The following is a 25,320-nucleotide window of genomic DNA, read 5'->3' as shown; positions in this document are numbered from 1 at the left end:
GCTTACGGAACATTTCAACACCAGTACAAGTAGAACGAGTTGTATCATTGATACCAACAATTTCTACTTCGTCATTGATGCGGATGATACCAGCTTCAACACGACCAGTTACAACAGTACCACGACCTTGGATTGAGAAAACGTCTTCGATAGGCATGATGAATGGCTTATCGATGTCACGCTCTGGCTCTGGGATGTAAGTATCAAGTGCTTCTGCAAGCTCAACGATCTTGTCTTCCCACTCTTTCTCGCCTTCTAACGCTTTAAGCGCAGAACCCGCGATTAGTGGTAAGTCATCACCAGGGAAATCGTATTCAGAAAGAAGTTCACGAACTTCCATTTCTACTAGCTCAAGTAGCTCTTCATCATCAACCATGTCACATTTGTTCATGAACACGATGATGTAAGGAACGCCAACTTGGCGAGAAAGTAGGATGTGCTCACGAGTTTGTGGCATAGGACCGTCAGTAGCCGCAACTACTAAGATAGCGCCGTCCATTTGAGCAGCACCTGTGATCATGTTTTTAACATAATCGGCGTGACCAGGACAATCTACGTGTGCGTAGTGACGTGAAGGAGTATCGTATTCAACGTGAGACGTTGAAATTGTGATACCGCGCTCACGCTCTTCTGGAGCGTTATCGATTGATGCGAAGTCTTTAGCTACACCACCGTATACTTTTGCAAGTACGTTAGTGATTGCTGCAGTTAGGGTAGTTTTACCGTGGTCAACGTGGCCGATTGTACCAACGTTTACGTGCGGTTTTACGCGTTCAAACTTTTCTTTTGCCATGACGGAACCTATCAGTTTTGTGTATCTAGATTACATATGAAAATAATCCACCAGTAGGTAGATTAAGTTAAATTTTTCAAATTTCAAATAGTTTTTTCTGACAGATAAAGGAAGTATTCAAGAAGATTCTTAGACTGGTGCTGATAGGCAGAGTCGAACTGCCGACCTCACCCTTACCAAGGGTGCGCTCTACCAACTGAGCTATATCAGCAACACCAGAAACTGGAGCGGGCAGCGGGAATCGAACCCGCATCATCAGCTTGGAAGGCTGAGGTAATAGCCATTATACGATGCCCGCGTTAGGAACCTGTTCTTAAACTACCTCTAACCGTCAAGAATAAAGTGGTGGAGGGAGCTGGATTCGAACCAGCGAAGGCTGAGCCGTCAGATTTACAGTCTGATCCCTTTGGCCGCTCGGGAACCCCTCCACGATAATTCTTGACTAAACACGACTCATAAGAGAAGTGGTGCCGACTAACCGAGTCGAACGGTTGACCTACTGATTACAAGTCAGTTGCTCTACCAGCTGAGCTAAGTCGGCACTGCTTTAGTACGGGGCGAGATATTAGAGTAAGGTGCGAGTTGATGCAACAGTAAAATTAAAAAAAATATGAATTTATGTGTTAAATGCTCACAAATCAGGCAAAAACCATGTTTTCTCTATTTATTATTCAATAAATACCACTGGTTCAGGCCTTTCATGACTAATTGCGAGTCAAAAACAGCGCCCGAAAACTGCGCTTGTAATAACTTGGCATAACCACCAGCAAAAATTAATTGTGGTTTTTTACCACTTAAGTGCAATTTAGCTTGTTCAACTGCACCAATAGTGGCCACTAATGCGCCATTTTTTAAACCGTTTGGTGTGTTTACGCCTAATTGATTACTAAATTCGGTATGTTGATCATCGAATACCCGCTGAGTATTTTGTGTTAATGAGCGAGTCATTAAATCAAGGCCAGGTAAAATCCAACCACCTAGGTGCTGTCCTTGTGCTGTAAGTACGTCAATTGTTGTGGCTGTGCCGGTGTCTACCACTATGCAATTTTGCTGTGGCCATAATGCAAATACGGCAATAAGTGCAAGCCAGCGGTCGATCCCTAAATTATCATAGTGTTGATACGCGCATTGCAAACCGCCGAGCTCTTTACTTACTTTAGCCTCAAAACATGGCACGTTATGCAAATTAGCTTGCGCAAGTAAGGCGTGCAGCTGGTCACTTTTCCCAACACAGGCATAAATAAGCTCGTTAATTTGCGGCCAAGGCAGCGTATTTACATCACACGGTTTAATTTCGCCTTGCTGATATAACGTTGCTTTAAGTGCTGTATTACCTACATCAATCAGTAATCTCATAGCTGCGCCTTGCGTAACGAAATTTCACCACCGAAATAACTTTTAACCTCGCCATCTTGGCGAATACGAATACCACCGTTAGCATCAATGCCTTCACAAATACCACGCCAGCTACGATGCCCGGTATTTAGTTCCACACACTGCCCAGCAAAGGCGTTGAGTAAATTCCATTGTTGGTACATGTCATGCAGGCCCGTTTGGCTGTACTGTGCTAAACGCAGCTCAAGGTGATAGGTTAAATGCGCCACCAGCTGATTTTTATCTATTTGCTCACAGTGTTGATTCAAATCTGTCCACGCTTGGTCGATTTGCTGACTAAAACTCTCAGGCATTTGCAAGTTAATACCAATGCCGATTACTAGCTGACACGGCCCTTGTGGTTGACCATCGAGCTCAACTAAAACACCTGCTAGCTTTTCTTTATTAAGGTAAATATCATTGGGCCACTTGAGCTCAATATCTAACTGGTACAGTGCTTTTAATGTATCGTAAACAGCCAAACCAACAGCGATAGACATGCCCATTGCGGCTTGTAGGCCGTCATCTAACCGCCAGAAATAACTGTAATACAGGTTTGCACCAAATGGTGACTGCCATACTCGCCCACGACGCCCGCGCCCTGCCTGCTGCATTTCAGCCACAATTACAGTGCCGGAGTCTAGTGTTTGTTTTGCTGCAATACGACGCATCAGTTCACTGTTGGTTGAATCGATAATAGGATGTACTTCAACTTGCGCGCCACGAGATCCAAGTGCTTGGTAACACTGCGCTATTTTATTTTGATCAAGTAAGCCAACCGTATTATTCAAACTGTAGCCCTTACCGCTAACTTTAAAAATATCTAACCCCATCTCTTGTAAGCTTTGAATGTGCTTACTGACTGCAGCCCGGCTAATACCCAGTTGTTCACCTAATAATTGCCCCGAAATAAAGCCTCTTTGGTTGAGGGCATTCAAAATTGCGAGCTTATTACCATCTGGCGCCTTCATGCTGGCTCCTCTAAATTTATAAGGTACTCAGCATCGCCATTTATTAACCGTACTTCGTGTTGTAATTTTATTTGATAACGCTGCCAAACTTGCTGTTGGATGTATTTAACCATAGTCACAAGGTCGCTCCCTCGACTATTACCATGATTAACAAGTACCAGTGCTTGTTGTTGATGTACCTCAATACCCGCTATGCGGTGACCTTTTAAGCCAGCCTGCTCTATTAACCAACCAGCGGCCACTTTATGATGTTCGCCATCGTAATAATAATGGGGCAACTGCGGGTACACTAGGAGCAACTCATTGAGTAGCGCGTTTGCTATAATTGGGTTTTTAAAGAAGCTCCCTGCATTAGCAAGCACGTAAGGGTCGGGTAATTTGCTGTTGCGTGTTTTAATAACTTGTTCAAAAACCGCTTGCGGTGTGACTTGTTCAAGCTGCTGCAAAGGACCATAGCTTAACTCTGGTTGCCACAACTGAGGCAAAGCGAATGCCACTTTAGTAATTACCGCTTTATTTTTTAATCCGTGCTTAAAAATAGAGTCACGGTAACCAAACTCACACTGCTCGGCAGATAAGCGAATAAACTGCTTACTGGCAATATCAAAATACTCAACATATTCAACAAACTTTGCCAGTTCAACACCATACGCACCAATGTTTTGCACGGGAGCAGCCCCGACAGTACCGGGGATCAGCGCGAGATTTTCAAGCCCAGGCATACCTTGCTTGAGCGTATAAGCAACCAATTGATGCCAGTTTTCACCTGCAGCAATCTCAAGCAAGTAATCATGCACACGCTGCGTTACTGTGATACCTGTGGTAGCCATTTTAATAACCACACCTTGGTAGTCATTTAAAAAAACCGTATTACTGCCCTCTCCCAATATACAAAAAGGCAGGCTAAACGATTGCTGCTGCAATTGTCTGTTGTCGGTGATTACACTTATTTGTGGGCACTGACTCGGTAAAGAAAACGTATGAAAAGGTTGCAGGGACTGAGCCACAAAAGCCTCAAAGGTTACCAATAACTAATCATACTAGTGTAACTCATCATCGTTTATGCAAGCCACCTGATTGTAAAAATTGTTCAACCCTGATGGTCAATCATGATATAAAACCTGCACTTATTATTTCCGTTCAAGGCCAATATGAAACTCACACCTATTTTTTTAAGCCTTGCCATGGCGGGCGCTTGCTCACACGCCACGGCGAATGCTGTTGACGAACACACTTACGCAAACCTTAATGATGTTATTACCACTCACCTACACCTCGACTTAGATGTCGACTTTGCTGATAAGCAATTAGAAGGGTTTGTTGAGCACACATTACAATGGCAAGATAACAGCAGCAAAACGCTCGTACTTGATACGCGCGACTTAGATATTGATAAAATAATGTATCAAGATCAAAACGGCGGCTGGCATAAAGCCTCTTACACGCTCGCTAAGCGCGATGATGTTAAGGGCTCAAAACTGACCATTACATTTAAAAGCCAAGCGCAAAAAGCTCGTATTTATTACAATAGTCGCCCTGAGGCATCTGGTTTACAATGGTTAACACCTGAGCAAACGGCCAGCAAAACGCATCCATTTATGTACAGCCAATCACAGGCAATTCATGCCCGCAGCTGGATCCCAGTACAAGATACACCAGCAATGCGTGTTACTTACTCTGCGCGTATTCATACGCCAAAAGATGTGCGTGCAGTAATGAGTGCCGACAATAAAGATGCGCTTTATAAAGACGGTGACTACATTTTTGATATGCCTCAAGCCATCTCACCTTACTTAATTGCAATTGGTGCTGGTAATTTAGAATTTAAAGCTATGTCTAAGCAAACCGGTATTTTTGCTGAGCCAACTATTTTGGATGCATCGGTTGCTGAGTTTAACGATACCCAAGCAATGATCGACAAAACCAATGCAATGTACGGTGAATATGCATGGGGTCGTTATGACTTATTAATGCTACCGCCAAGTTTTCCATTCGGTGGCATGGAAAATCCACGTCTATCATTCATCACGCCAACGGTTGTTGCTGGTGATAAAAGCTTAGTTAACCTGATAGCACATGAACTCGCTCATTCTTGGTCTGGTAACTTAGTGACGAATGCCACGTGGGAAGATTTATGGTTAAACGAAGGCTTTACCTCATACGTTGAAAATCGCATTATGGAAGAAGTTTTTGGTCGCGACCGCGCCGTAATGGAACAAGCACTCGACGCAGCAGGCCTTCGCGCGCAACTTAAAACGATTGATGCACCAGATACCCGTCTTAACTTAAAACTTAATGGCCGTGATCCAGATGATGCATTTAGCTCAGTACCATACACTAAAGGCCAGCTGTTCTTAATTTACCTTGAAAATAAATATGGTCGCGATAAGTTTGACCCATTCGTTAAGACCTACTTTAACGAATTCTCATTTAAGTCACTCACAACAGCTGAGTTTGTAACTTATATCAAAGCAAACTTAATTGAAAAGTATCCTGGTGTTGTCAGCATGGATAAAGTAAACGAATGGATTTTTGAGCCAGGTTTACCCGCAGACGCGCCAAACCCAACATCAGATGCCTTTGATAAAGTAGATAACGCAACACAAACGTGGTTAACAGGCAGCACAACCGCAGCGCAACTACCGACAAACAATTGGACTGTGCATGAGTGGTTACACTTTTTAAATAATCTACCACGCGATTTAAGCATTGAAAAAATGACCGAGTTAGATGCAGAATTTAATCTTACGCAGTCAACCAACGCAGAGCGTGCTTTTGCATGGTATATGCTTGCAGTAGGAAATGGTTATCAAGCAATCTATCCGGCGCTTGATAATCATTTATCAGGCATTGGTCGTCGTAAACTAATTGTACCGCTGTACAAAGCACTTGTTACACATGGTAAACGTGAGTGGGCAAACAAGGTGTACTTAAATGCACGCCCAGGTTACCACCCTCTTGCACAAGGTACTATTGACGCATTATTTGTTAAGTAAGCATCAAAAGAAAGGGCGATAAATCGCCCTTTTTTGTTTTTAAATAGGCTTTTTGGTTCTTACTTTGTGATTTTTTTGATGAATGCTTGTCGTTCTTGCTCACTGGCTTGCTGCCACCAAAAATCAAGCATCGCTGCTGCATTGGGTACGCCCTCATTTATTGGCGCAGTACGAGAGACTGGTGCATTATTTGTGGTAGTAACAGTTCTATGGCCCGTTGGTGGCGCCTTTTTCTGACCCTTAGTACCAGTAATATCCTCAGCGGCAATGAGATCTAATGGGATCCCCAGTGATGCCCCCTTAGCTTGCAAACTAACTTGTGGAGCCTCGGCGAATACTTTGGCTGCAACTGCATTTTCAGCACGATTAAATACGACATCATAATCAGTGCCTGATGCGATGGTCACGTTTACCCAAAATGGTTCAGAGTCAATCACTTCATGCTCATCGTAACTTAACTCATAAAGGTCTGAATATTTAAGCTTGAATTGATACTGTCCTGGGGCTAAATCTAATTCATCTATACGATTAAAAAATGACTGTTCAATTTTTTTATCCCCGACCTGCAAAGGAATAATTTCCTCCGGAAAATAAACTGTCTCAGCAAAACTAGCTGCACTGAGTAATAACGATACGACACCACCTAATACTATTAATTTACGCATATGAACTCCTTGTTGTTTGATTTGAGTTTGACACTGCAAACAAAGTTTGTCATTAGTGCACTTTACTCCACGTTAATAAAGGATCTCAACCGTGAGCCAAGAAACTATATTTACAAAAATTATTAATCGCGAAATTCCCGCAGACATTGTTTACGAAGACGATCTCGCTCTAGCATTTAAAGACATTAATCCTCAAGCGCCTTTTCATGTACTAATTATCCCAAAAAAAGCGATTGCAACAATTAATGACATTACTGAGCAAGATGCTCCTTTAGTCGGCCATCTATACGTGGTTGCAGCAAAACTAGCTAAACAACAAGGTTTTAGCGAAGATGGGTTCAGAGTAGTAATGAACTGTAATCAACATGGTGGGCAAACTGTTTATCATATTCATTTACATATGCTTGCCGGAAAAAGTATGGGATGGCCACCATACCAAGATAAGAAGAAAGAATTGGTATAGTAATTTTTACTCTAAACTTTTATAAACACGCACAACTTTAATTAAATGTTATAAATGTGTTTATATTCAAATAGATAATCGAAAAAAGTATGGCTAATTTTTAACAACTAATACCTTGAAGCTAGTAAAATTGTATTTTTCCTGCCTATTAATAGGAAATTTCTAATACGAAAGGCGCGGATTGCGTGTTAGGATTAATTAGTCAACTTTATTCAAGAGTAAGTAAGTATGAGTAGTTCAGCCTTTTTGTTACTAGATCTAGAGCCAATCAATACAATTGGTATTAATGTATTAGAGCCTTTATTAAAAACCCAAGGGCTCAATGTTACTACAGGAACTAATATTTTAGACATTCCTGAGGGTACCCGCTTATTATTTATTGAAACATCAAGCCAAGATGCGTGGGGGAAATTAAAAGAACAATTAGTAAACCTACGTATAAAATGCGATATCGTGTTATTCAATTTAGATGAGAACCCTGAGTTAGCTAACCGCGCGCTATTGAGCGGCATCCGTGGCGTGTTTTACACCACGGATAATGCAGATGTATTAATGAAGGGAATTCGTTTACTACTTGAAGACCAGCTTTGGTATCGCCGCGATATAATGTGTAACGCCTTAAACCGCATGCTGCAGTTCAATAAAGACGCTTTACATAAACTAACAGACGGTGATATTGAGCCTGTAAAATTAACCAAGCGTGAAAAAGCCATCATCTCATTAATGAGCAATGGCTCTAAAAATAAAGAAATTGCTGAGTCACTCAGTATCAGCCCACATACGGTAAAAACGCATTTATACAGTGCATTTAGAAAAACCAAATGCCGTAACCGTATAGAGCTTCTTTCATGGGCTCAACAAAATATTCCTGACGAAATTCGCTAATACAGCAATATCATACTCGAATTAAAAACAGGTGCTGCGGCACCTGTTTTTGTGTTTATTAAACAACGTGCTATTTGCTAACATCGGCAATTGCCATTATTCTGAAGCCGTCTCTGTGATTTGCTTGGAATAGCCATGCTCGATTCCCTAACACTCTATTTTGCCAGCGCTGCCATGATGGCAGTTATGACACTGCTTAATTTTTTAACGTGGCGTGCTAATAAGCACACTCCTGGCACCGTACTTTATATATTTTACCCATTGGTATTATTTACCGCACTAATGAGTTTTGCACTACATGGCAATATCGACAGTGTCCTTACCGCGACTTTGGCTAATAGTTTATTATTTAGTGCGTCAATTATACATGGTTTAGCCATTAGCCAATTTTTAGGTTATAAGGGCAAAATCTTCCGTTTATTTGTTGCTGCAACGATTGTGTGCAGCGCAATATTGGTCTACTCAAGTGTTGTTGATCCCAGTTTGCGTATTCGTATTTTAGCCTCCGACTTACAACACATCAGCGAAGCCATTTTTTTACTTTATCTATTTTTTCGTTTTGCCCGCAAACCATACCCAAATGGCAGCATTGTCTATATTTTAATTCTCACCATTGTTTGCTGTATTTTCGCAGGCCGTGCCTTTTTAATGGAAGATATGAATAGCTTTAACCCATTAAAAGAGAACTGGTTTAGTATTACACTACTTGTAAATGGCGTTATTGCACCGATGTTTTATGCCACTGGCATGGCATTACTTTGTAATGAACGCCGCGAGCAAAACCTGAATCAACTAACTTTAAAAGCACAAAAAGATTTAGAAATTCGCGGGCTATTTTTATCCACTATTAGTCATGAAATTCGTACCCCACTCAATGGTATTTTAGGCAGTGCGCAGTTGATCATGAACCAATCCAGCGACCCTCGAGATAAGCCCTACTGCGAAGCTATTATTAACTCGGCCGAATCGCTCAATTTACTGGTTGATAAAGTGCTCGACTACGCCAGCCTAGATCAACACGATGAAGCCCTGTATGAAGAAGATGTAGAGTTTAAAACGTGGTTACATAATTTATGTTTGCTGTTAAGCCCTCTAGCAGAACAAAAGCGCTTACACTTTGAGTTGATTTATGACCTTCCTGAACAAGCGTGCTATTACTGCGATCAGCAAAAACTGCGACAAATCATCATAAATTTAGTCGGTAATGCCATTAAATTTACTGATCATGGTACCGTTAAAATTCGCGCAGAATTGCTCGAAGAACGTCAGCTTGAACATCACATTCGCATTAGCGTCATTGACTCTGGACCGGGTATCGAAGATGACGAAATTGAATATCTAACAGAGCCCTATGTGCAAAGCAGTGCCGGCAAGGAAAAGGGCGGAACAGGCCTTGGTCTTGCAATAACCAGTCGCTTACTCGATAAGTTAAGCTCCCAATTAGATATTATCAGTGAGCTTGAAAAAGGCAGTTCATTTAGCTTTGATATTAACTTAGCGCTAGGGGAGCTCAGTTTAGTGGAACAGCGTCACCAATGTAAAGACTACCTCACAGGCCTAGACGTGCTATTAGTTGAAGACTTAGATCTCAACCAAAAAATAGCCATTGAGTTTATGGCTGACGATGAGCATAAAATAAAACTCGCGCGTGATGGTAAAAGTGCCATTGATTTAATGCAAAAGCATCATTTTGATGTTGTATTGCTCGATATGAACTTGCCAGATCTCACAGGACAAGAAGTACTAAAAACACTCAAAAGAATTGAGCATAAAAACCAACGAACCCCCGTACTCGCATTTACTGCAAGCTTAAGCCCTGACGAAATAAAAGAATACTTTTCTTTAGGTATAAAAGATATTGTCGGCAAGCCAATAAAACAACAAAAATTACGCCAAGCGCTGAGTGATTCGCAAACTAGCCAAGCCCCCAGCATTGCCGTAGAACTCAGTGATGTTCTGTATGACGAAACGGCCGCAAAAACACTCCAAGGTTCATTCACCGACGATGAAGTATCATCTATCTATAATGAGTTTGTTTTATCCGCACGCAACAAATTAATCCGCGCCCAGCAATTGCTCGATGAAGATAAAGAACAATGCATCAAAGTATTGCATCGCCAAGCCAGCACCGCATTGCAATTGGGTTTTAACCGCTATGGTATGGAGCTGAAAAAAATAGAACGGCGACTACTCGATAGTAAACCTCTAAAAGAATCCCTCACCGAAGCATTGGTGCTATGGCAAAACAGCTTAGAGCAGTATTTAAAGTATGTTCGAAGTCAGTTGGATTAGAGTAGTTAGCAGTATAACGTGTTGTAGTACGCCAATGACAAATTGATTGCTCAATTTATATTAACTTGATGTAATAGGTACTACATTGGATAATTAAAGAGTAGAACTAATGCTAATTTTTAAAGTTTTGATTTTAGTTGCTTTATTAAGGTTACTAATCACCACTGAACGACCTAATTTGTGTGCAGGAATTTACACTGGCCTCGTATTGTTAGTTAATCTTATGTCTGGCTTAGGGTTCATAACAGCTATTGTTGCAACAGCTATCTCAGGTGCATTAGCATTACTTTATTTTTGGCTGCTCAACCATTTCAGAGATACCGCAATTTTCTGGGTAATACTTGTTGTTGGCCTTGTTATCGGTTTAATTTAGTAAAATCATCTCTGTTAATATCGACCGTATACATCTTCGAACCGTTCGATGTCATTCTCATCAAGTATCGCACCGGTTTGAACTTCTATCAGTGTTAGCGGCTCACTTTGAGTATTCGCTAAGCTATGGATTTGACCGGCTGCTATATAACAGGATTGATCGGCTGTTAAAACACACGATTTGCCATCAATGCCTACATCAGCAATGCCAGATACCACCACCCAATGTTCAGCGCGGTGCTGATGGCGTTGGGTTGAAAGCTTGGCGCCAGGGGTTACGATGATTTTTTTTACTTTAAATCCAGTTCCTGCTACCAATACCCGATAACTGCCCCACGGTCGATATACTGCCTGATGGTGAATCAGTTTATCACCATGCTTAACCGCTAGTAGCTTTAATAATTCAGGCAACAGCCCTAACTGATTTCTATCGGCAACTAATGTGGCATCGTGCGTATGAATAATCGCAAGATCACTCACTCCCAGCGCAGCAATAGTATGACCATCTTCACTACTAAGTAAGTTGTTACTGCTATTTGAAACTACATCATCTGTACTTGCATTATTACCTTGCTCATCTTTATCAGCACTTTGCCACAACGCATTAAAGCCACCAACATCATTCCAATCAAGAGCTAACGGCAGTACCGCCACATTAGCACTGCGCTCTAAAATGGCATAATCGATAGAATCACTTGGGCAGTTTTTTAAAGCATCGCTATCTGCGCGGGTAAAACCTAAATCACCTGTAAAGTTAGCGGCTTGCACAATACAGCTCGCTATTTTTGGCGCAAAGCGCTCTAGCTCAGCAAGATATGCACTTGGCGTAAACAGAAACATCCCGCTGTTCCAACTGTACTGCGCGCAAGCAAGGTATTGCTGCGCTAATAAAGAGCTGGGTTTTTCTTTAAATTCATCAACCTCATAGCAATTTGTACCCGCTATTTTTGCGCCTTGTTTGATATAACCATAGCCACAATGTGCTGAATCTGGTTTTATTGAAAAGGTAATTAATTTACCTTGTTCGGCAAGTTTCAGTGCATCAGGTAACTGCTCAACGAGTAATTCAAAGTTACTAATATGATGATCGGCCGGCATCACCAATAATGGTGTATTGATCCCATGCTGTAAGGCAAATTGTGCGGCAAGTGCAATAGCTGGAGCTGTATTTCTCCCCTCAGGCTCGAGCAAGATAGCCTTAGGTTGCACCTGTAACTGTTCGCACTGGCTGCTTGCAATAAAGCGGTGCTGTTCATTACACACTAATATTGGAGGATTAAAACCGTTGTTTGCTACGCGTATTAATGTGCTTTGTAAGAGTGATTCATCGCCCAATAAAGGTAAAAACTGTTTTGGCATCGCGCTACGTGATAATGGCCACAATCGTGATCCAATTCCACCAGCCAATACAACGGGGGTGATTGAGTATGTCATAGCAAACTAACTATTTTGATAATAAAAAACCGAGTTTAACAGACAATCCAGTTTTGAATCATCGAATACCCTGTCGCGTTTTAATAAATGATCCTATAAGTCTGTAAATAAGCTTATTTTCGTTGCCTAATTCGCTTTTCAAATATGCTGTTCTACACTCTATACTATTATTTTATCAAGCGTATTTATTGCTTATATAAGGATGTTTATATGACGAATGCTATTGAGTTAGTAAGCGGTTTCATCCATCGGCTTGGGTTAACTAAAAAACTTATTGCCGGCTTTTTATTGGTTGCCTTAATTCCATTGGCGGTGGTAATAAGTATCGCTCTGTATAGTTCTTCTAACGCATTAAATAAACAAACCTACGCACAACTTGAAGCCGTTAGTGAAATAAAAAAAAGCGCTATTGAACGCCACTTTAAAGACATAAAAGCACAGCTCTTATTTTTATCACAAAGCCCATTGCTTCATAGCGCCGCACATGAATTTAGTGAAGCATTTAAACATCCTCTTCAGGCAAATAATCTTAATAAAATTGAAGAAAAAAAGCTTGTTAGCTATTACCAAAATCAATTTTCAACTAAGTACAGCGCTGAAAACGAAGGGATGGCAGCGCCAACACAACTTTTTACTCAACTCTCTCCTGCTGCACGATTTTGGCAATATCAGTACTTAGCTGACAACCCTCACCCCCTTGGAGAGAAAGCAAAGCTGCAACACGCTACAACCCCAAATAAATACAGCCTTACGCATGCTAAATACCATGGTTTTTTATATAATTTTGCTCAAAAATTTGATTTTTATGATGTATTTATCGTTGATAACAATTCTGCTGAAGTCGTTTACTCGGTATACAAGGAAGTCGATTTTGCCACATCCTTACAACATGGGCCTTTTGCTAATAGCAACCTTGCCTTGGTCTTTAAAAAAGCGAAAACAATTGCGCAAGATGAAATAGCCTTTGTTGATTACCAGCAGTACTCCCCGTCTTATGATGCACCAGCAAGTTTTATAGCGACCCCAATTTATGAGCAAGGCGTACATACTAGTACATTAATTTTCCAGCTATCTATTGATGCTTTAAATACCATAATGACGGAACGCGCGGGCTTAGGCGAAAGCGGTGAAACTTACTTAGTCGGGCCTGATTTTTTAATGCGATCAGATTCTTATCTCGATGCAGCTAAGCACTCTGTCGTTAACTCATTTCGCCGCCCCGTTCAGGGGGCAGTCAAAACAGAGGCTACAAAACTTGCTTTAGCTGGAGCAAGTGGCCAACAAGTCATAACTGATTATAATGGCTCCTTAGTACTGTCATCTTATCAGCCTATTAATGTTCTAGGTGTCCAATGGGCATTGCTTGCTGAAATGGATAAGCAAGAAGCATTTGCTGCTGTAGCCCAATTAACAATTTTACTCCTCAGTATTTTGGTACTGTCAGTAATTGCGATTACCGTGGTTGCAGTTTTATTTTCTCGCTCCCTGACACGACCCGTACAGCTATTGGTCGATACAATGCACCACGTAGAGCGCCAAGGTGACTTTTCTGTTCGCGCGCCTGTACTCTCCCAAGATGAAATAGGTATCTCAGCTCAAGCTTTTAATTCTCTTTTAGATGCCTTGCAAGGCGCAATTTCACAGACCAACTCAGTAATGAACAAGATGGCGGTCGGTGAATTCCAACACCGCATAGATGTTTCTTGTAAAGGTGAACTTAACTCTTTAAAGCAAGCGACTAATGAATGTGCTGATTCTTTAGAAAGCGCAATGACTGAGCTAAATCAGGTTATTGATGAAATGAGCAAAGGTAATTTTAATACCGTAATTAGCACCCCTATGCAGGGAGAGCTGGCCACGTTAAAACACAATATAAATGGCTCTATGCAATCTATAAATGGAACTATAAATGAAATAGTCGATGTAATGAGTCATATAGAGCAAGGTAACTTTAAACAACAAGTCACTGTAATGGCGAAAGGCTCATTGGCGCAACTAAAGGACAGCGTAAATAATTCAGTACATAGCTTATTTGGTGCTGTTACAAGTATCAGCAAAGTAATGAGCGCATTACATGAAGGGGATTTCTCTCAGCGTATTGAGCAACCTTTGCAGGGGCAACTTGCGCTGCTTAAAGATGATATTAATGCAAGCGTAGATAATCTCGCTCTAATCATTAAAGATATTAGTGATGTGATGGCCGCTGTTAATCAAGGTAACTTTAAGCTACACGTGAATTGTAATGCTAATGGCCAATTATCATCGTTAAAGCAACATATAAATAATTCGATTCTAAATTTAGACGAAGCAGTTAGCGATATTTCCAACGTAATGACTGCCATTAGCCAAGGTCGTTTTGATAAAATAATTGACTCTCAAATGAATGGTCAACTTGATTCCCTCAAGCATGACGTGAACAATTCAGTAAGTAATCTAAGCACTGTAATAGCTGAGCTTGCAAAAGTAATGGCAGCAATGCGACGTGGTGACTTTAGTCAACAACTAACAAGCCAAATGCAAGGACAGTTAGCGCATTTACAAAAAGATGTTAATAGCTCATTAGCGATCACCGCACAAGCAATCGGCGAGGTCACTCATGTTCTAAGCGCCATTTCACAGGGGAATTTAGCTCAACCAGTACAGGGCGACTATCAAGGTGTATTTGCAACACTCAAAGAAGATGTAAACCATACTATAGGTAAGTTAACGAGCGTTATTACCGGTATTCAAAGCTGTGCAAACCAAGTATCACAAAGCGCCTCTGAAATAGCCGCTAGTAATATTGAAATAAGCCAACGCACCGAGGAGCAAGCATCCAACCTTGAAGAAGCCAGTGCAAGCAGCAGCAATATGCTCGATGAAATCGCTCACGTTGCAAAGCAATCAAGTGAAGCGGTAAGCTTAGCTGATAATGCTCACACAATAGCCACTGAAGGTGGTGAGCTCTCGAAACAAACAGTAAATGCTATTGTAGAAGTAAACAACTCAAGTAAAGATATTAATGAAATTGTCTCTGTAATCGATGAAATTGCTTTTCAAACCAATTTGCTTGCACTAAATGCAGCCGTTGAAGCAGCACGTGCTGGTGAGCATGGCCGAGGATTTGCCGTGGTCGCAAACGAAGTGAGAAACCTAGCAGGTCGAAGTGCATCCTCAGCCAAGCAAATTAAAAGTATTATTAGCAATAGCAACCAAAAAATTAGCCAAGGCACCATGCTAGCTAACTCATCCGGCGACAAATTAGGGCAGATAGTAAGCGCAGTTGCAGCGGTAAATCATATGATTACATGTATTAATAATTCATCAATTACTCAGCAGCAAGCAATTAAAGAGGTTGACATTGTTGTTCAACGCCTCACCGTTTTAATTCAAGAAAGCTCAGCAATTACTGAAGAAACCATGGCCGCAGCAAAACAAATGGCGGAACAAGCTAATACCATGCGTGATCTTCTACTTTATTTCTCATTAAAGAAAATCCCTTTGTAATAAGCGAGTTAAAGTAAACATGAGCTTTTTATACAATAGTCTAATTAACTAGCAGAGCGGTTAAAGTACTTGCTACACTGACACTTGATCGGCACTATATACCCAAACCACCTCTAGATGCAGACTTCAGCGTTTCACAGGTGTTTAATATTAAGACGTTACTTTGCAACAATGGCAATCCATTTTAAGAAGTAACAACGATGAGAGTAAGTGCCTATGAAGCAAACGCGTGAGGGATAGATCGTGAAAGTATATTTAAAATGTTTAATGGGGTTACTAAGCTTACTAATTTTGCCTGCGCACGCAGCAGTTTATCAATGCACAATAAAAGGGGTTGCTACATTTAGCCAACAACCTTGCGGCGAAGATGCTGAAATCATCATTATCCCAGAAACCAATAGAACACAAATCGCTAAAAAGGATTCTGACAAAAAAAGTGATGATTCTGTCGAAAATTACATCAGCGGTAAAAAAATTGATAGAAAAATTAAAAAAATTGAGCGCGCGATAAAATTATTGCAAAACGCGCTCTCCGAGCAAAAAATAAAAATAGGTTATATGACTCAAAAAGCGGCGAACCGCTTAGGAGCAGAGTCTATTGCCGATGCGATTGAACAACAAACCATCATTCTTGAAAAAGAAGTGCAGCCTAAAATAGATGAGCTTCAACAGCAAATTGCAGCCTTAAATGTCATTAAAGCTCAACTAGGTCAATAAAGTCCCCTTTATGAGGGTGATAAATCGCTTCATATCAACGTTATCATTATAGATATGCGGCGAAACTCTTACACCATAAGCACGTACGTCAACACTAATATCGGCCTTAGATAAAGCATCAATAATCGTACTTTGCTTTGCACCAAAATCAAATATAGCCGTTGCGCTACAACTCTCGGGCGCTGTTGGAGAAACTAAAAACTCCCCTAATTCTGCATTTAACAGCATCAACAGGGACAAATTATGCGCACGAATATTTTCAACCCCCAAATTAGCAAAGTAATTGATACTATGCCCTGCAATAACAAAAGGTGCGATTGACGGTGTCCCACCCCAAAAGCGCAGTGCCGTGGCATGATATTCAAAATGGTGTATATCGAATTCGAATGGGTTTTCATGAGAGAACCACCCGACATCTTGTGGTTTACACACTTTAAGCTGGGCCTTACTCAACCATAAATAGGCTGCACCAGGCCCCGAGCACAGCCATTTAACACTTGAGCCAATCATAAAATCGACCTTTACTTCACTCAAATCTAACGGTAGCACACCGGCAGATTGCGCAACGTCAACAAGGCTTAAGCTATTGTTCTGTACACAAAGCTCTGCAATTTTAGCAACAGGTGCCTGTTGACCTGTATTTGAGTATGCGTGGCTTATAAAAACTAAGTCGGTATCTGCTGTCAAATACTGCTGCCAAACCGCAATATCAGTGATATCTAAATGTTCGGGAATGAATTCAATCGATGCCGTTTTCGGTAATGCTTTTTGCATTACAAACCCCATACTTGGAAAGTCACTTTGCGCCATAAGCACTTTACAATGATTGTTAAGCAGTCGTGGGTGCGACATCAAAAGCTTTGTTAGCGCACTAGAAAGATTAACTTGTGGACAAAATTGCTCGCTCGGCGAATTAAATAATAATCCTAATGCATGTGTAAAACGTGTAATAACACCAAGCCATTGCTGCCAAGGTTCTTTATTAGTGTTCTGCCAAGGGGCAAAAAAGTGTTGATTAAAATCAGCTTGGCTACTTTTTAATGATCGCCCCACAGAATGGTTTAGTAAGTAGCAGCCTGATGTTAAATTAAAATCATCTTTGTACATTTACTTTTTCATCCATTGCTTTAGCTGTGTTAAATCATCAAAACGGGTTTTTATATCATCTCGCTGCGCGGCAGCACGGCGATCTCTTAATTGCTCGAGTGAATCAAGCAAGATATGTAATGGGGGGCCACTCGCCGTTACCTTATTTATATGTTGTTGCTGCATTTGCTGCGCAGGCTGTGCAATAAACTTACTCACCAACTGATTGTGATGGCCTATCGCTGTATCGCCATGCAGCTTGCATACTTGGATAAATAATTGCGCATTGGTTTGAAACCACTGACTGTCGCGCTCACTGCCTGCGGCTAAAAAGTCATCCATAATGCTCGGCATACGCATACTTTCACGCAAGGTTTGCTGATCTTCAGGCATCATATATAAAAACTTATCCACCAGCATTTGTGAATAGCTAGGCTCATTTGCAAAGCATAATCCCAACAACATATCGATTACATTTATACCTGCAAAATCCCCTGCATTCGCGCCACGATAAACCTCCTTTCCCACTCGATATGGCTTATAATATGGCCTAACACAAAAGAAGAATCTATCGGTATCCAATTGACTATAGAGCGCATTATTTGATTCAATAACCTCAAGCAAAGCCTGCTTCGCAACTTTAAGTAAATCTGCACATAATGGGTGCGAAATTCCCAATGGTTGAATTTTCAATAATGCATCAGCAACACGCTTATACGCTAAAATGCCCTTGGTGTTGTAATCAATAAACAGTTTCTCATCCGGTAAATCAGTAAAGCGTTTATATAGACCATTGACGGCTTTATTATGAGTTGTTAAATGAGCTGTAGCAAAACGAGGGGTAACTCCGATTGAAGCGCCAATATGCATAGCTAAGGCTGATGCTTCGACTAGTGGTGAAGTCGTTTCACGTGAAGGCTCTGTGATTTCATGTCGTCGACAAGCCCCCATAAATAAACCAACATTGCCCAACAGATCAAACGCACTATCAAAACCTTCATCCGTATTACCCTCAGCCAGTAATTTACGAATATGCGCATTACCTTCCATTTCTAGCTGATGCTTATATTGCTCACCTACAAATTCAACATTTGCTTTGTCTTCTTGTTGCCAGTAAATGCTTTCTAGCTGATTATTTATTTCCACAAAGCGGGTTCTGAGCCACTCGTCAAATGCTTGAGTATTTTTGCTCACAGACATAACTCCACACCTAATTATTATTGCATTTATGTTAACAGATAGCATAGAGTACAAATCAACAAAACCGCCAATAAAAAACCAAACTATTAGCAGAAATCACTCTATAATATTAAAAAATAAAACTAAATCACTACAAAAATGAACCTAGATAAAAAAGATCATCAATTACTTCGGTTATTACAAACTCAGGGACGCACTTCCGTGTCAGAGCTAGCAACACATGTTAACTTATCGGACACGCCTTGTTTGAGGCGCATTAAAAAGCTTGAATCTAGTAATGTTATTTGTGGCTATCATGCAGCGTTAAACCCGCGAGCGTTAGGGCTAAATGTTTTAGTTTACGCATTTGTAAGATTAAGCCAAAATTCAGTGGGTGCGGCTCAAATGTTTGAAGAGCAAGTCGAAAAACTAAACCATGTACTTGAATGCTCTGTTATTTCTGGGAGCTACGATTATTTACTTAAAATCATTGCCGCGGATTTAGAGAGCTACGAAAGTTTTGTAAAACATAAACTCGGTAGTATTAATTGCATTGCCAATATTGAATCTACCGTCGTGTTAAAACAAACATTTAGTAAAAAACAATTACCCTTGTAAAAAACATCGCAGCTCAGTCGCAATTCGCTATACTCAATAAACTGTTGTAAATAATGACTCATAAGGAAACATGTGAAAGTATTTCGTTCAACATCCAGTTCATTTTGCTTTTATGTGCTTTTTGCCCTCGCCTATTTTATTATCGGTAAGCTACTAACTAACTTTGCGTTTCAATCTCAAGTTATTCCAATTTGGATCCCTGCAGGTATTGCTTTAGTCGGCTGCTTTATTTGGTGGTGGCGCTTTATTCCTGCTCTATTTATTGCTTCAGTTACATTTAATTTAAGTATTGGTGATAGCCCAATAGGCGAAAATGCTTTAATCGGCAACACCCTTAATGAAGTACTTTTAATTGGCTGCGGGGCTGTATTGCAAGGGATCACTGGTGCTGCAATCTTAAGATACTGGTTAGGCCACCCTCTGTATTTAAAAACTCGCTTAGCAATCATTTATTTTATTGCGGTTGTTGGTATTGCCGTAAGCCTTATATCAGCTAATATTGGTGTTTTTGCACTTAGTGCATTTAATCCGGCATACAGCATGGTTAATCATTGGCAAAATGTGACTTACTGGTGGTTAGGTGATGCACTTGGGGTTCTTATAACAACCCCTGCTTTGCTCGCACTATTACAACCTAAATTTAAACAACACTATGTAACCCCCCTACCTACAGTTTTTGTATGTTTCGTACTGTTCATTTCGGTCACATCAACAACTAAGCTATACAATCAAGAAAGTAAATCAAATGCCTTACAAATTGCAAAACGCGAGGCACAAGTAATTGAAAATAGTTTATTTAGATATCTAAACCGTAGCCAAATTGCTGTACAAAGCTTAGCAAGCCAAATGCAAGCATCCCCAAATTTAAGTCAGCAAGAATTTCATAACTATGCAGCTGAGTTACTTGCTCAACACACCTTTATTAAAGCCCTGTCTTGGAATATAAAAGTACCTCAGGCAAGAGTCGATGATTTACGCAAAGACCTTGCTGAGATTTATCAAACTGACGTGAAAGTCAAAGGTGAGCCCCTTACTTCAGACGATCCTTTAGTCGTTGTAAAATATATCGCACCTTTAGAAGGGAACCGCTCCGCGCTTGGCCTAAATGTATTTTCTAATCCAGCTCGTCGTGCCACGCTACTCGATCCTAATATCAAATATCAGCCCGTTGGCACTCAAATAATAAACCTCGTCCAAACCAAAGAGCCAGCGCCAGCTTACTTACTTTTTTCACCTGTCTATCAGCAAGGTACACAAGATGATCCAATAAAAGGTTATGCAACAGGTGTTTTTTTAGTTCGAAATATTATTGATCAAGCGATTAATGATGAGCAAAGCAATATGTTTAATATTGCTTTATTTGAAGATCAAGCAGACACCCCTTTCTATCTAGGAAATAAAAATACAACTGTAATCGGTGATGATTTTACCACTATAAAAATTAGTTTTTCAGGACAAGTATGGCATTTACAACTAGCAATAAAAGATGAGTTTATACCTCACCAAGCAAATCACTTAACGTTGTTTTTGCTTATTCTACAAGTGGTAGTGAGTACACTTATTTTGCTGGTTTTATTATTATTCAACCATCAACATATTGCATTATCGCGTTTAGTTACCGAGCGCACACGCTCATTAGTACGCGCTAAAAAGCAATCTGATTTAGCAAACCAAGCTAAAAGTCGCTTTCTCGCCAATATGAGTCACGAAATTCGCACTCCACTTAATGCTGTTATTGGTTTTTCGACGCTGGCAAAAAAAGATGATGACGCTAAAACATTAAATGGCTACCTTCAGAAAATAAATTTAGCGTCTAAATCACTATTAAGCCTTATCAATGATGTGCTGGATATTTCTAAGATTGAATCACAAAAATTAACACTGGAATTAAGCCCATTCGATTTAAATAACTTACTTGATCGTATTAATACTATGTTTGAACAAAGTGCACACAATAAAAAAATAAACTGGACTATGAACAATCAACTGCCAACAAACATCTGGTTTGAAGGCGATGCTATGCGTATTGAGCAAATATTATTAAACCTATGCAGTAATGCAATAAAATTTACCGCTGAAGGTGAAGTGAGTGTCAGCGCGCTTGCCAAACAAGTTGATGATACTCGTATGCAAATAACCATCATCATTAAAGATTCTGGTATTGGTATAGAGCCTGCTGATCAACGCAAGCTTTTTGATGCATTTACACAAGCCGACAATTCAACATCAAGACGCTTTGGTGGCACAGGTTTAGGCCTAGCAATTGCAAAGGAATTAAGCTTATTAATGGCTGGCGATATAACACTAAGCAGTGCTAAAGGAGAGGGCTCTACATTTACTTTTACCGTGTTACTGAATACATGCGCACCGATAGAAAAACCGCAAAAAACTCAGAAAAAGGTTGATTTAAGCACCCTAAGAATATTGGTGGCAGAGGATAATCAAGTAAATCAATTGGTCATAAAAGCAATGTTGAGCGCACTTAAAATCACCCCCATAATTGTTGAAAACGGTGAGCTTGCTGTCGCCAAAGTTCAAGAGCATGATTTTGACTTAGTGCTCATGGATTGCCAAATGCCCATTATGGATGGCTACCAAGCAACAAGCTTAATTCGTAAAATTAAAACGGCCGAACAATTGCCAATCATTGCATTAACAGCAGATGTAATGCCTGAAGATAAAGCTCATGCATTAGCCATTGGGTTTAATCAACACCTTGCAAAACCTCTCGAACTCGATAAGCTAACCGAGTGCCTAACCAACTATGTAGATGTTTATGAGCCTTAATGGAATATTGCTAACCCTTACTTTACTTGTCACCTCTAATATTACTCTCGCTCAAACTAACTGTATTAATCAGTTAGCAGATCTAAGTTATATTATGAAAAGTAAACAACAAGGCCTGTTAAGGTTTGAAAGTAGCCGCCCTGCTACCGATTTTTCGTATCAAACGGATCTCGCATTTAGTGATTATTTAGCGTTTGCATATCAATATATTTTAGCTAAAAATCCACGTGCATCTATGCCTTGCCCTATTTTTACTGACACCTATCAACACCTAGTTAAACAACAACAGCGAACAAGCACACCAAATATTGTTGATTTGATAGCGCCATTTGAATTACGCCAAAATAACAATCATAAAGCCGTGTTATTAATACACGGGCTCACTGATTCGCCATTTACCTACCACGATCTAGCCCAAATTTACTTTCAACAAGGCTATACAGTTCGAACTTTATTATTACCCGGTCACGGCACTGCCGCTGATGCGTTAAGTAATATAAACGCCAAGCAATGGCAGCAAGCAACAGCTTATGCAATCAAGCGCACAGTTAAAGATTTTGATCAGGTGATTTTAGGGGGCTACTCTACGAGTGCCGCACTTTTACTTAATTACTTAACAGTGCAACCAGTTGACTCGAAAATAAAAGCGCTTATGCTGTTTTCACCCGCGACAGAACCACATAATAAAAATGGCTGGCTTGCCAAGTGGATTGACCGTATTCCCTTCATTAACTGGATAGATAAAGATGCCGATATTGATTTTGCAAAATATGAGTCATTTCCATTTAATGCAGCAACCGCCGCCGATGATGCAATGCACTCTATCGCGTTATCAACATTAATAAAACGGCCATTACCAAACTTGCCTATTTTTTCAGTGATGAGTGATGTCGATACCACGATAGATACTCGTGCGTCGCTGCAGTTATTAACGGCATTACACGATGTAAAAGCACGCCCAGCTAACCGTTTAGATACCTTGGTTTATTATGGTGATGCAACAAAAATCACCCGTGACTTTCCCGATGATTACACACTATTAAACCCGCAGTGCAAAAGTTCTACCTGTAAAAACATTCATGGCATTTCCCATATCGCCGTCGTTAACTCACCAAACAACCCTTATTATGGCATAGCTGATGTTTATCGTAATTGCGGTAGTTATCTTGATGACGATGCATTATATAAGCTGTGTAAAACAACCAAAACACCTAATATTGGCGAGCGTACTGCTGAAAACATTGCCGCATTTCCAACCTTTCAACGCCTCACTTATAACCCTTATTTTACTGAGCAAGCACATTATATAAAACAGTTTATAAAGCAGGTTGAAGGCTTTCAAGGTAATCAATAATGACCACATTTAGTCACCGCTGGCTTGCCAGCATTAGTGAGATTGAGGCTGGCGTTTGGCAGCAATTTTTTACCGATAATCCCTTTACGAACCATGCGTTTTTATTTGCATTAGAACAAAGCCAATGCGTATCAGCCACGACTGGTTGGCAACCACAACATTTAGCTATTTATCAAAATGATATTTTGGTGGCACTGGCCCCCGGTTATTTAAAAAGCCACTCATATGGTGAATATGTGTTTGACTGGGCGTGGGCGCAGGCGTATGAAAAGCATGGCCTAGAGTATTACCCTAAATGGTTATCGGGCTCTCCATTTAGCCCTATTGAAGGGCAGCGTATAGCGATTGACCATGCGCAACCAGATCAAGTATATCAATACATTACTGCGCTTTTAACAAAGCAGTGTGAACAACAAGGTTGGTCTGGCTGGCACATTAACTTTTGCACACAGCAGCAAGTATCACATCTCACCTCTCATCAAGGCATGCATCGTACTGGTGTGCAGTTTCAATGGCAAAATCAAAACTACGCTACTTTTGATGATTTTTTACAGCATCTGACCGCGCGTAAGCGTAAAGCTTTAAAAAAAGAGCGCAGTAAAATAGCACAGCAAAATATAACTATTAACTGGTTACAGGGCGAACAAGTCACTGTAGAGGTGATGAGCCAGTTTTGTGAGTTTTATCAACGGACTTATTTAAAGCGCTCTGGCCACATGGGCTATTTAAACCATGATTTTTTTATTTTACTGCATGCCTTAATGGCCGAACAACTGGTGATCATGCACGCAATACATGATGGTGAAGTCATTGCAGCAACGCTGAGCTTTAAAAGCAGTGACACATTATATGGGCGCTATTGGGGAGCCGTTGAAGAAGTAGACTGCCTGCACTTTGAGCTTTGTTATTACCAAGGTATTGAGTATTGTATTAAGCACCAACTTAGCTGCTTTCACTCAGGTGCGCAGGGCGAGCACAAAATAGCCCGTGGTTTTGCCCCAGTATTTACCCACTCAGTGCATAATGTGATAGATAGCAACTTTCGCCCTGCAATCGCAGATTACTTACAACGTGAACGCCAACATATACATATCTATCACCAACAGTGCGCTGAGTTATTACCTTTTAAAGCAGACGTTTAAAAATTAATAACTGATTATTGGCAGGCATAGCGATATCTTCAACAAACGTTAAACCTGCTTTTACGGCTAATTGCTGTACCCATTCAAAATCACGAATGCCGCTTTGCTCATCTTGCTGCTTTAAAAACTCATCAAAGCGCTGATTACTTTCACTAGTAAAAGCGCCATTGTATTTAAACGGTCCATAAATACACACAATGCCTTTTGCGACTAGATGCTTGCTCACGCCAGTAAAAAATTGCTCAACCAATGGTTTACTCACGATATGCAAAGTATTGGCCGTATAGATTGCGTCAACGGTACTTACAGGCCATGGATTATTTAAATCTAACTCAATGGGGGCGTGTAAATTACTCAGCTGCACTTCATCAACCCATTGTTTAATGCCATTGTGATTCACAAGGCGATCACTGGTGTGCCATTGTAAATGAGACAAATTCGCAGCAAAATGCACGCTATGTTGACCCGTACCAGAGCCAACTTCGAGTACGCTTTCAGCATGCGCCAAATGGGGTATGATGCCACGTAATATTGGGCTCTTATTGTTTTCGCAGGCTTGTGAGAAAGGTTTTATCATATTGCAGTGCACCAATATTGGTAAATTATGCCCCCAAGTAAAACAAATATCCTTCATAATGTCGCGCAAAAAAACCACATTTAAAGTAAATGTTTTAATATTCAATGTAGTAAAAAAAAGATTTAATCA

Annotated in this window: 20 protein-coding genes and 4 tRNA genes; 11 read left to right on the top strand and 13 right to left on the bottom strand. The window is 40.5% G+C overall.

Features of this window, described 5'->3' with window-relative positions; all coding sequences use genetic code 11:
- The 8 genes from A7967_RS20610 to murB all read right to left on the bottom strand — a co-directional run.
- A partial coding sequence (locus A7967_RS20610; protein WP_064436057.1) for an elongation factor Tu occupies positions 1 to 793 on the bottom strand: 793 nt, incomplete at its 3' end.
- A gap of 135 nt (positions 794 to 928) precedes the next feature.
- Positions 929 to 1,004, bottom strand: a tRNA-Thr gene (locus A7967_RS20605).
- 12 nt (positions 1,005 to 1,016) lie between these two features.
- Positions 1,017 to 1,091: transfer RNA gene (locus A7967_RS20600), tRNA-Gly, on the bottom strand.
- Between the two features lie 45 nt (positions 1,092 to 1,136).
- Positions 1,137 to 1,221: transfer RNA gene (locus A7967_RS20595), tRNA-Tyr, on the bottom strand.
- A 37-nt stretch (positions 1,222 to 1,258) separates the two neighbouring features.
- Positions 1,259 to 1,334, bottom strand: a tRNA-Thr gene (locus tag A7967_RS20590).
- Positions 1,335 to 1,453: 119 nt separating this feature from the next.
- On the bottom strand, positions 1,454 to 2,149 hold the full coding sequence (locus tag A7967_RS20585; RefSeq protein WP_054206795.1) for a type III pantothenate kinase: 696 nt from the start codon (positions 2,147 to 2,149) through the stop codon (positions 1,454 to 1,456).
- Entirely contained in the window at positions 2,146 to 3,138 is a 993-nt protein-coding gene (birA, locus tag A7967_RS20580) for a bifunctional biotin--[acetyl-CoA-carboxylase] ligase/biotin operon repressor BirA (RefSeq protein WP_064436056.1), read from the bottom strand. Before birA ends, A7967_RS20585 begins: the two co-directional genes overlap by 4 nt.
- The gene (gene murB, locus A7967_RS20575; protein WP_054206823.1) at positions 3,135 to 4,145 is read right to left on the bottom strand and encodes a UDP-N-acetylmuramate dehydrogenase; all 1,011 of its coding nucleotides are present in this window, start codon (positions 4,143 to 4,145) and stop codon (positions 3,135 to 3,137) included. The genes birA and murB overlap by 4 nt, the downstream gene beginning before the upstream one ends.
- 144 nt (positions 4,146 to 4,289) lie before the next feature.
- On the opposite strand from murB, the gene A7967_RS20570 reads away from it, so the two are divergent.
- Positions 4,290 to 6,134, top strand: a complete 1,845-nt coding sequence (locus A7967_RS20570; RefSeq protein ID WP_054455962.1) for a M1 family metallopeptidase — start codon at positions 4,290 to 4,292, stop codon at positions 6,132 to 6,134.
- 59 nt (positions 6,135 to 6,193) lie between these two features.
- On the opposite strand, the gene A7967_RS20565 is transcribed toward A7967_RS20570, so the two are convergent.
- Positions 6,194 to 6,799: a DUF2057 domain-containing protein gene (locus A7967_RS20565; RefSeq protein WP_054206798.1), complete on the bottom strand. Its 606-nt coding sequence runs from the start codon at positions 6,797 to 6,799 to the stop codon at positions 6,194 to 6,196.
- Between the two features lie 91 nt (positions 6,800 to 6,890).
- Here A7967_RS20565 and A7967_RS20560 point away from each other — a divergent pair, with 91 nt between their 5' ends.
- The 4 genes from A7967_RS20560 (at position 6,891) to A7967_RS20545 (ending at position 10,812) form a co-directional block, all read left to right on the top strand.
- On the top strand, positions 6,891 to 7,262 hold the full coding sequence (locus A7967_RS20560; RefSeq protein ID WP_054206799.1) for a histidine triad nucleotide-binding protein: 372 nt from the start codon (positions 6,891 to 6,893) through the stop codon (positions 7,260 to 7,262).
- Positions 7,263 to 7,490: 228 nt separating this feature from the next.
- A complete protein-coding gene (locus tag A7967_RS20555) occupies positions 7,491 to 8,147 on the top strand; it encodes a helix-turn-helix transcriptional regulator (protein WP_054206800.1) in 657 nt (218 codons plus the stop codon).
- Positions 8,148 to 8,282: 135 nt separating this feature from the next.
- Positions 8,283 to 10,439 (top strand): ATP-binding protein, encoded by a 2,157-nt coding sequence (locus A7967_RS20550; RefSeq protein WP_054206801.1) that lies wholly within the window; start codon positions 8,283 to 8,285, stop codon positions 10,437 to 10,439.
- 109 nt (positions 10,440 to 10,548) lie between these two features.
- Entirely contained in the window at positions 10,549 to 10,812 is a 264-nt protein-coding gene (locus A7967_RS20545) for a hypothetical protein (RefSeq protein ID WP_054206802.1), read from the top strand.
- Between the two features lie 14 nt (positions 10,813 to 10,826).
- On the opposite strand, the gene A7967_RS20540 is transcribed toward A7967_RS20545, so the two are convergent.
- Positions 10,827 to 12,245, bottom strand: coding sequence for a mannose-1-phosphate guanylyltransferase/mannose-6-phosphate isomerase (locus tag A7967_RS20540; RefSeq protein WP_054455965.1), 1,419 nt, complete (start codon positions 12,243 to 12,245; stop codon positions 10,827 to 10,829).
- Between the two features lie 210 nt (positions 12,246 to 12,455).
- Between A7967_RS20540 and A7967_RS20535 the strand changes: the two genes are divergently transcribed.
- Positions 12,456 to 15,731: a methyl-accepting chemotaxis protein gene (locus A7967_RS20535; protein ID WP_064436055.1), complete on the top strand. Its 3,276-nt coding sequence runs from the start codon at positions 12,456 to 12,458 to the stop codon at positions 15,729 to 15,731.
- Between the two features lie 243 nt (positions 15,732 to 15,974).
- Positions 15,975 to 16,448 carry a DUF4124 domain-containing protein gene (locus A7967_RS20530; RefSeq protein WP_082379079.1) on the top strand — a complete coding sequence of 158 codons (474 nt, stop codon included), beginning with the start codon at positions 15,975 to 15,977 and terminating at the stop codon, positions 16,446 to 16,448.
- Here A7967_RS20530 and A7967_RS20525 read toward each other — a convergent pair.
- Both A7967_RS20525 and A7967_RS20520 read right to left on the bottom strand, forming a co-directional pair.
- The gene (locus A7967_RS20525) at positions 16,437 to 17,555 is read right to left on the bottom strand and encodes an aminotransferase class V-fold PLP-dependent enzyme (RefSeq protein ID WP_054455967.1); all 1,119 of its coding nucleotides are present in this window, start codon (positions 17,553 to 17,555) and stop codon (positions 16,437 to 16,439) included. The two genes, A7967_RS20530 and A7967_RS20525, sit on opposite strands and share 12 nt — an antisense overlap.
- Positions 17,556 to 18,734 carry a PrnB family protein gene (locus A7967_RS20520; protein WP_054206806.1) on the bottom strand — a complete coding sequence of 393 codons (1,179 nt, stop codon included), beginning with the start codon at positions 18,732 to 18,734 and terminating at the stop codon, positions 17,556 to 17,558.
- Positions 18,735 to 18,872: 138 nt separating this feature from the next.
- Between A7967_RS20520 and A7967_RS20515 the strand changes: the two genes are divergently transcribed.
- The 4 genes from A7967_RS20515 to A7967_RS20500 all read left to right on the top strand — a co-directional run bounded on the left by A7967_RS20515 (position 18,873) and on the right by A7967_RS20500 (position 24,614).
- Positions 18,873 to 19,331: an Lrp/AsnC family transcriptional regulator gene (locus A7967_RS20515; RefSeq protein ID WP_054206807.1), complete on the top strand. Its 459-nt coding sequence runs from the start codon at positions 18,873 to 18,875 to the stop codon at positions 19,329 to 19,331.
- Between the two features lie 72 nt (positions 19,332 to 19,403).
- Positions 19,404 to 22,118, top strand: coding sequence for an ATP-binding protein (locus A7967_RS20510; protein ID WP_064436053.1), 2,715 nt, complete (start codon positions 19,404 to 19,406; stop codon positions 22,116 to 22,118).
- A 94-nt stretch (positions 22,119 to 22,212) separates the two neighbouring features.
- A complete protein-coding gene (locus tag A7967_RS20505; protein ID WP_331458722.1) occupies positions 22,213 to 23,472 on the top strand; it encodes an alpha/beta hydrolase in 1,260 nt (419 codons plus the stop codon).
- A complete protein-coding gene (locus A7967_RS20500) occupies positions 23,472 to 24,614 on the top strand; it encodes a GNAT family N-acetyltransferase (protein ID WP_064436052.1) in 1,143 nt (380 codons plus the stop codon). The genes A7967_RS20505 and A7967_RS20500 overlap by 1 nt, the downstream gene beginning before the upstream one ends.
- On the opposite strand, the gene A7967_RS20495 is transcribed toward A7967_RS20500, so the two are convergent.
- Positions 24,598 to 25,191 (bottom strand): DUF938 domain-containing protein, encoded by a 594-nt coding sequence (locus A7967_RS20495; protein ID WP_054206811.1) that lies wholly within the window; start codon positions 25,189 to 25,191, stop codon positions 24,598 to 24,600. The genes A7967_RS20500 and A7967_RS20495 overlap by 17 nt on opposite strands.
- Positions 25,192 to 25,320: the final 129 nt, after the last annotated feature.

The organism is Pseudoalteromonas neustonica (assembly GCF_001653135.1).
GTDB classification, from domain to species: Bacteria; Pseudomonadota; Gammaproteobacteria; order Enterobacterales; family Alteromonadaceae; genus Pseudoalteromonas; species Pseudoalteromonas neustonica.
This window is presented reverse-complemented; position numbering and strand designations above follow the sequence as displayed.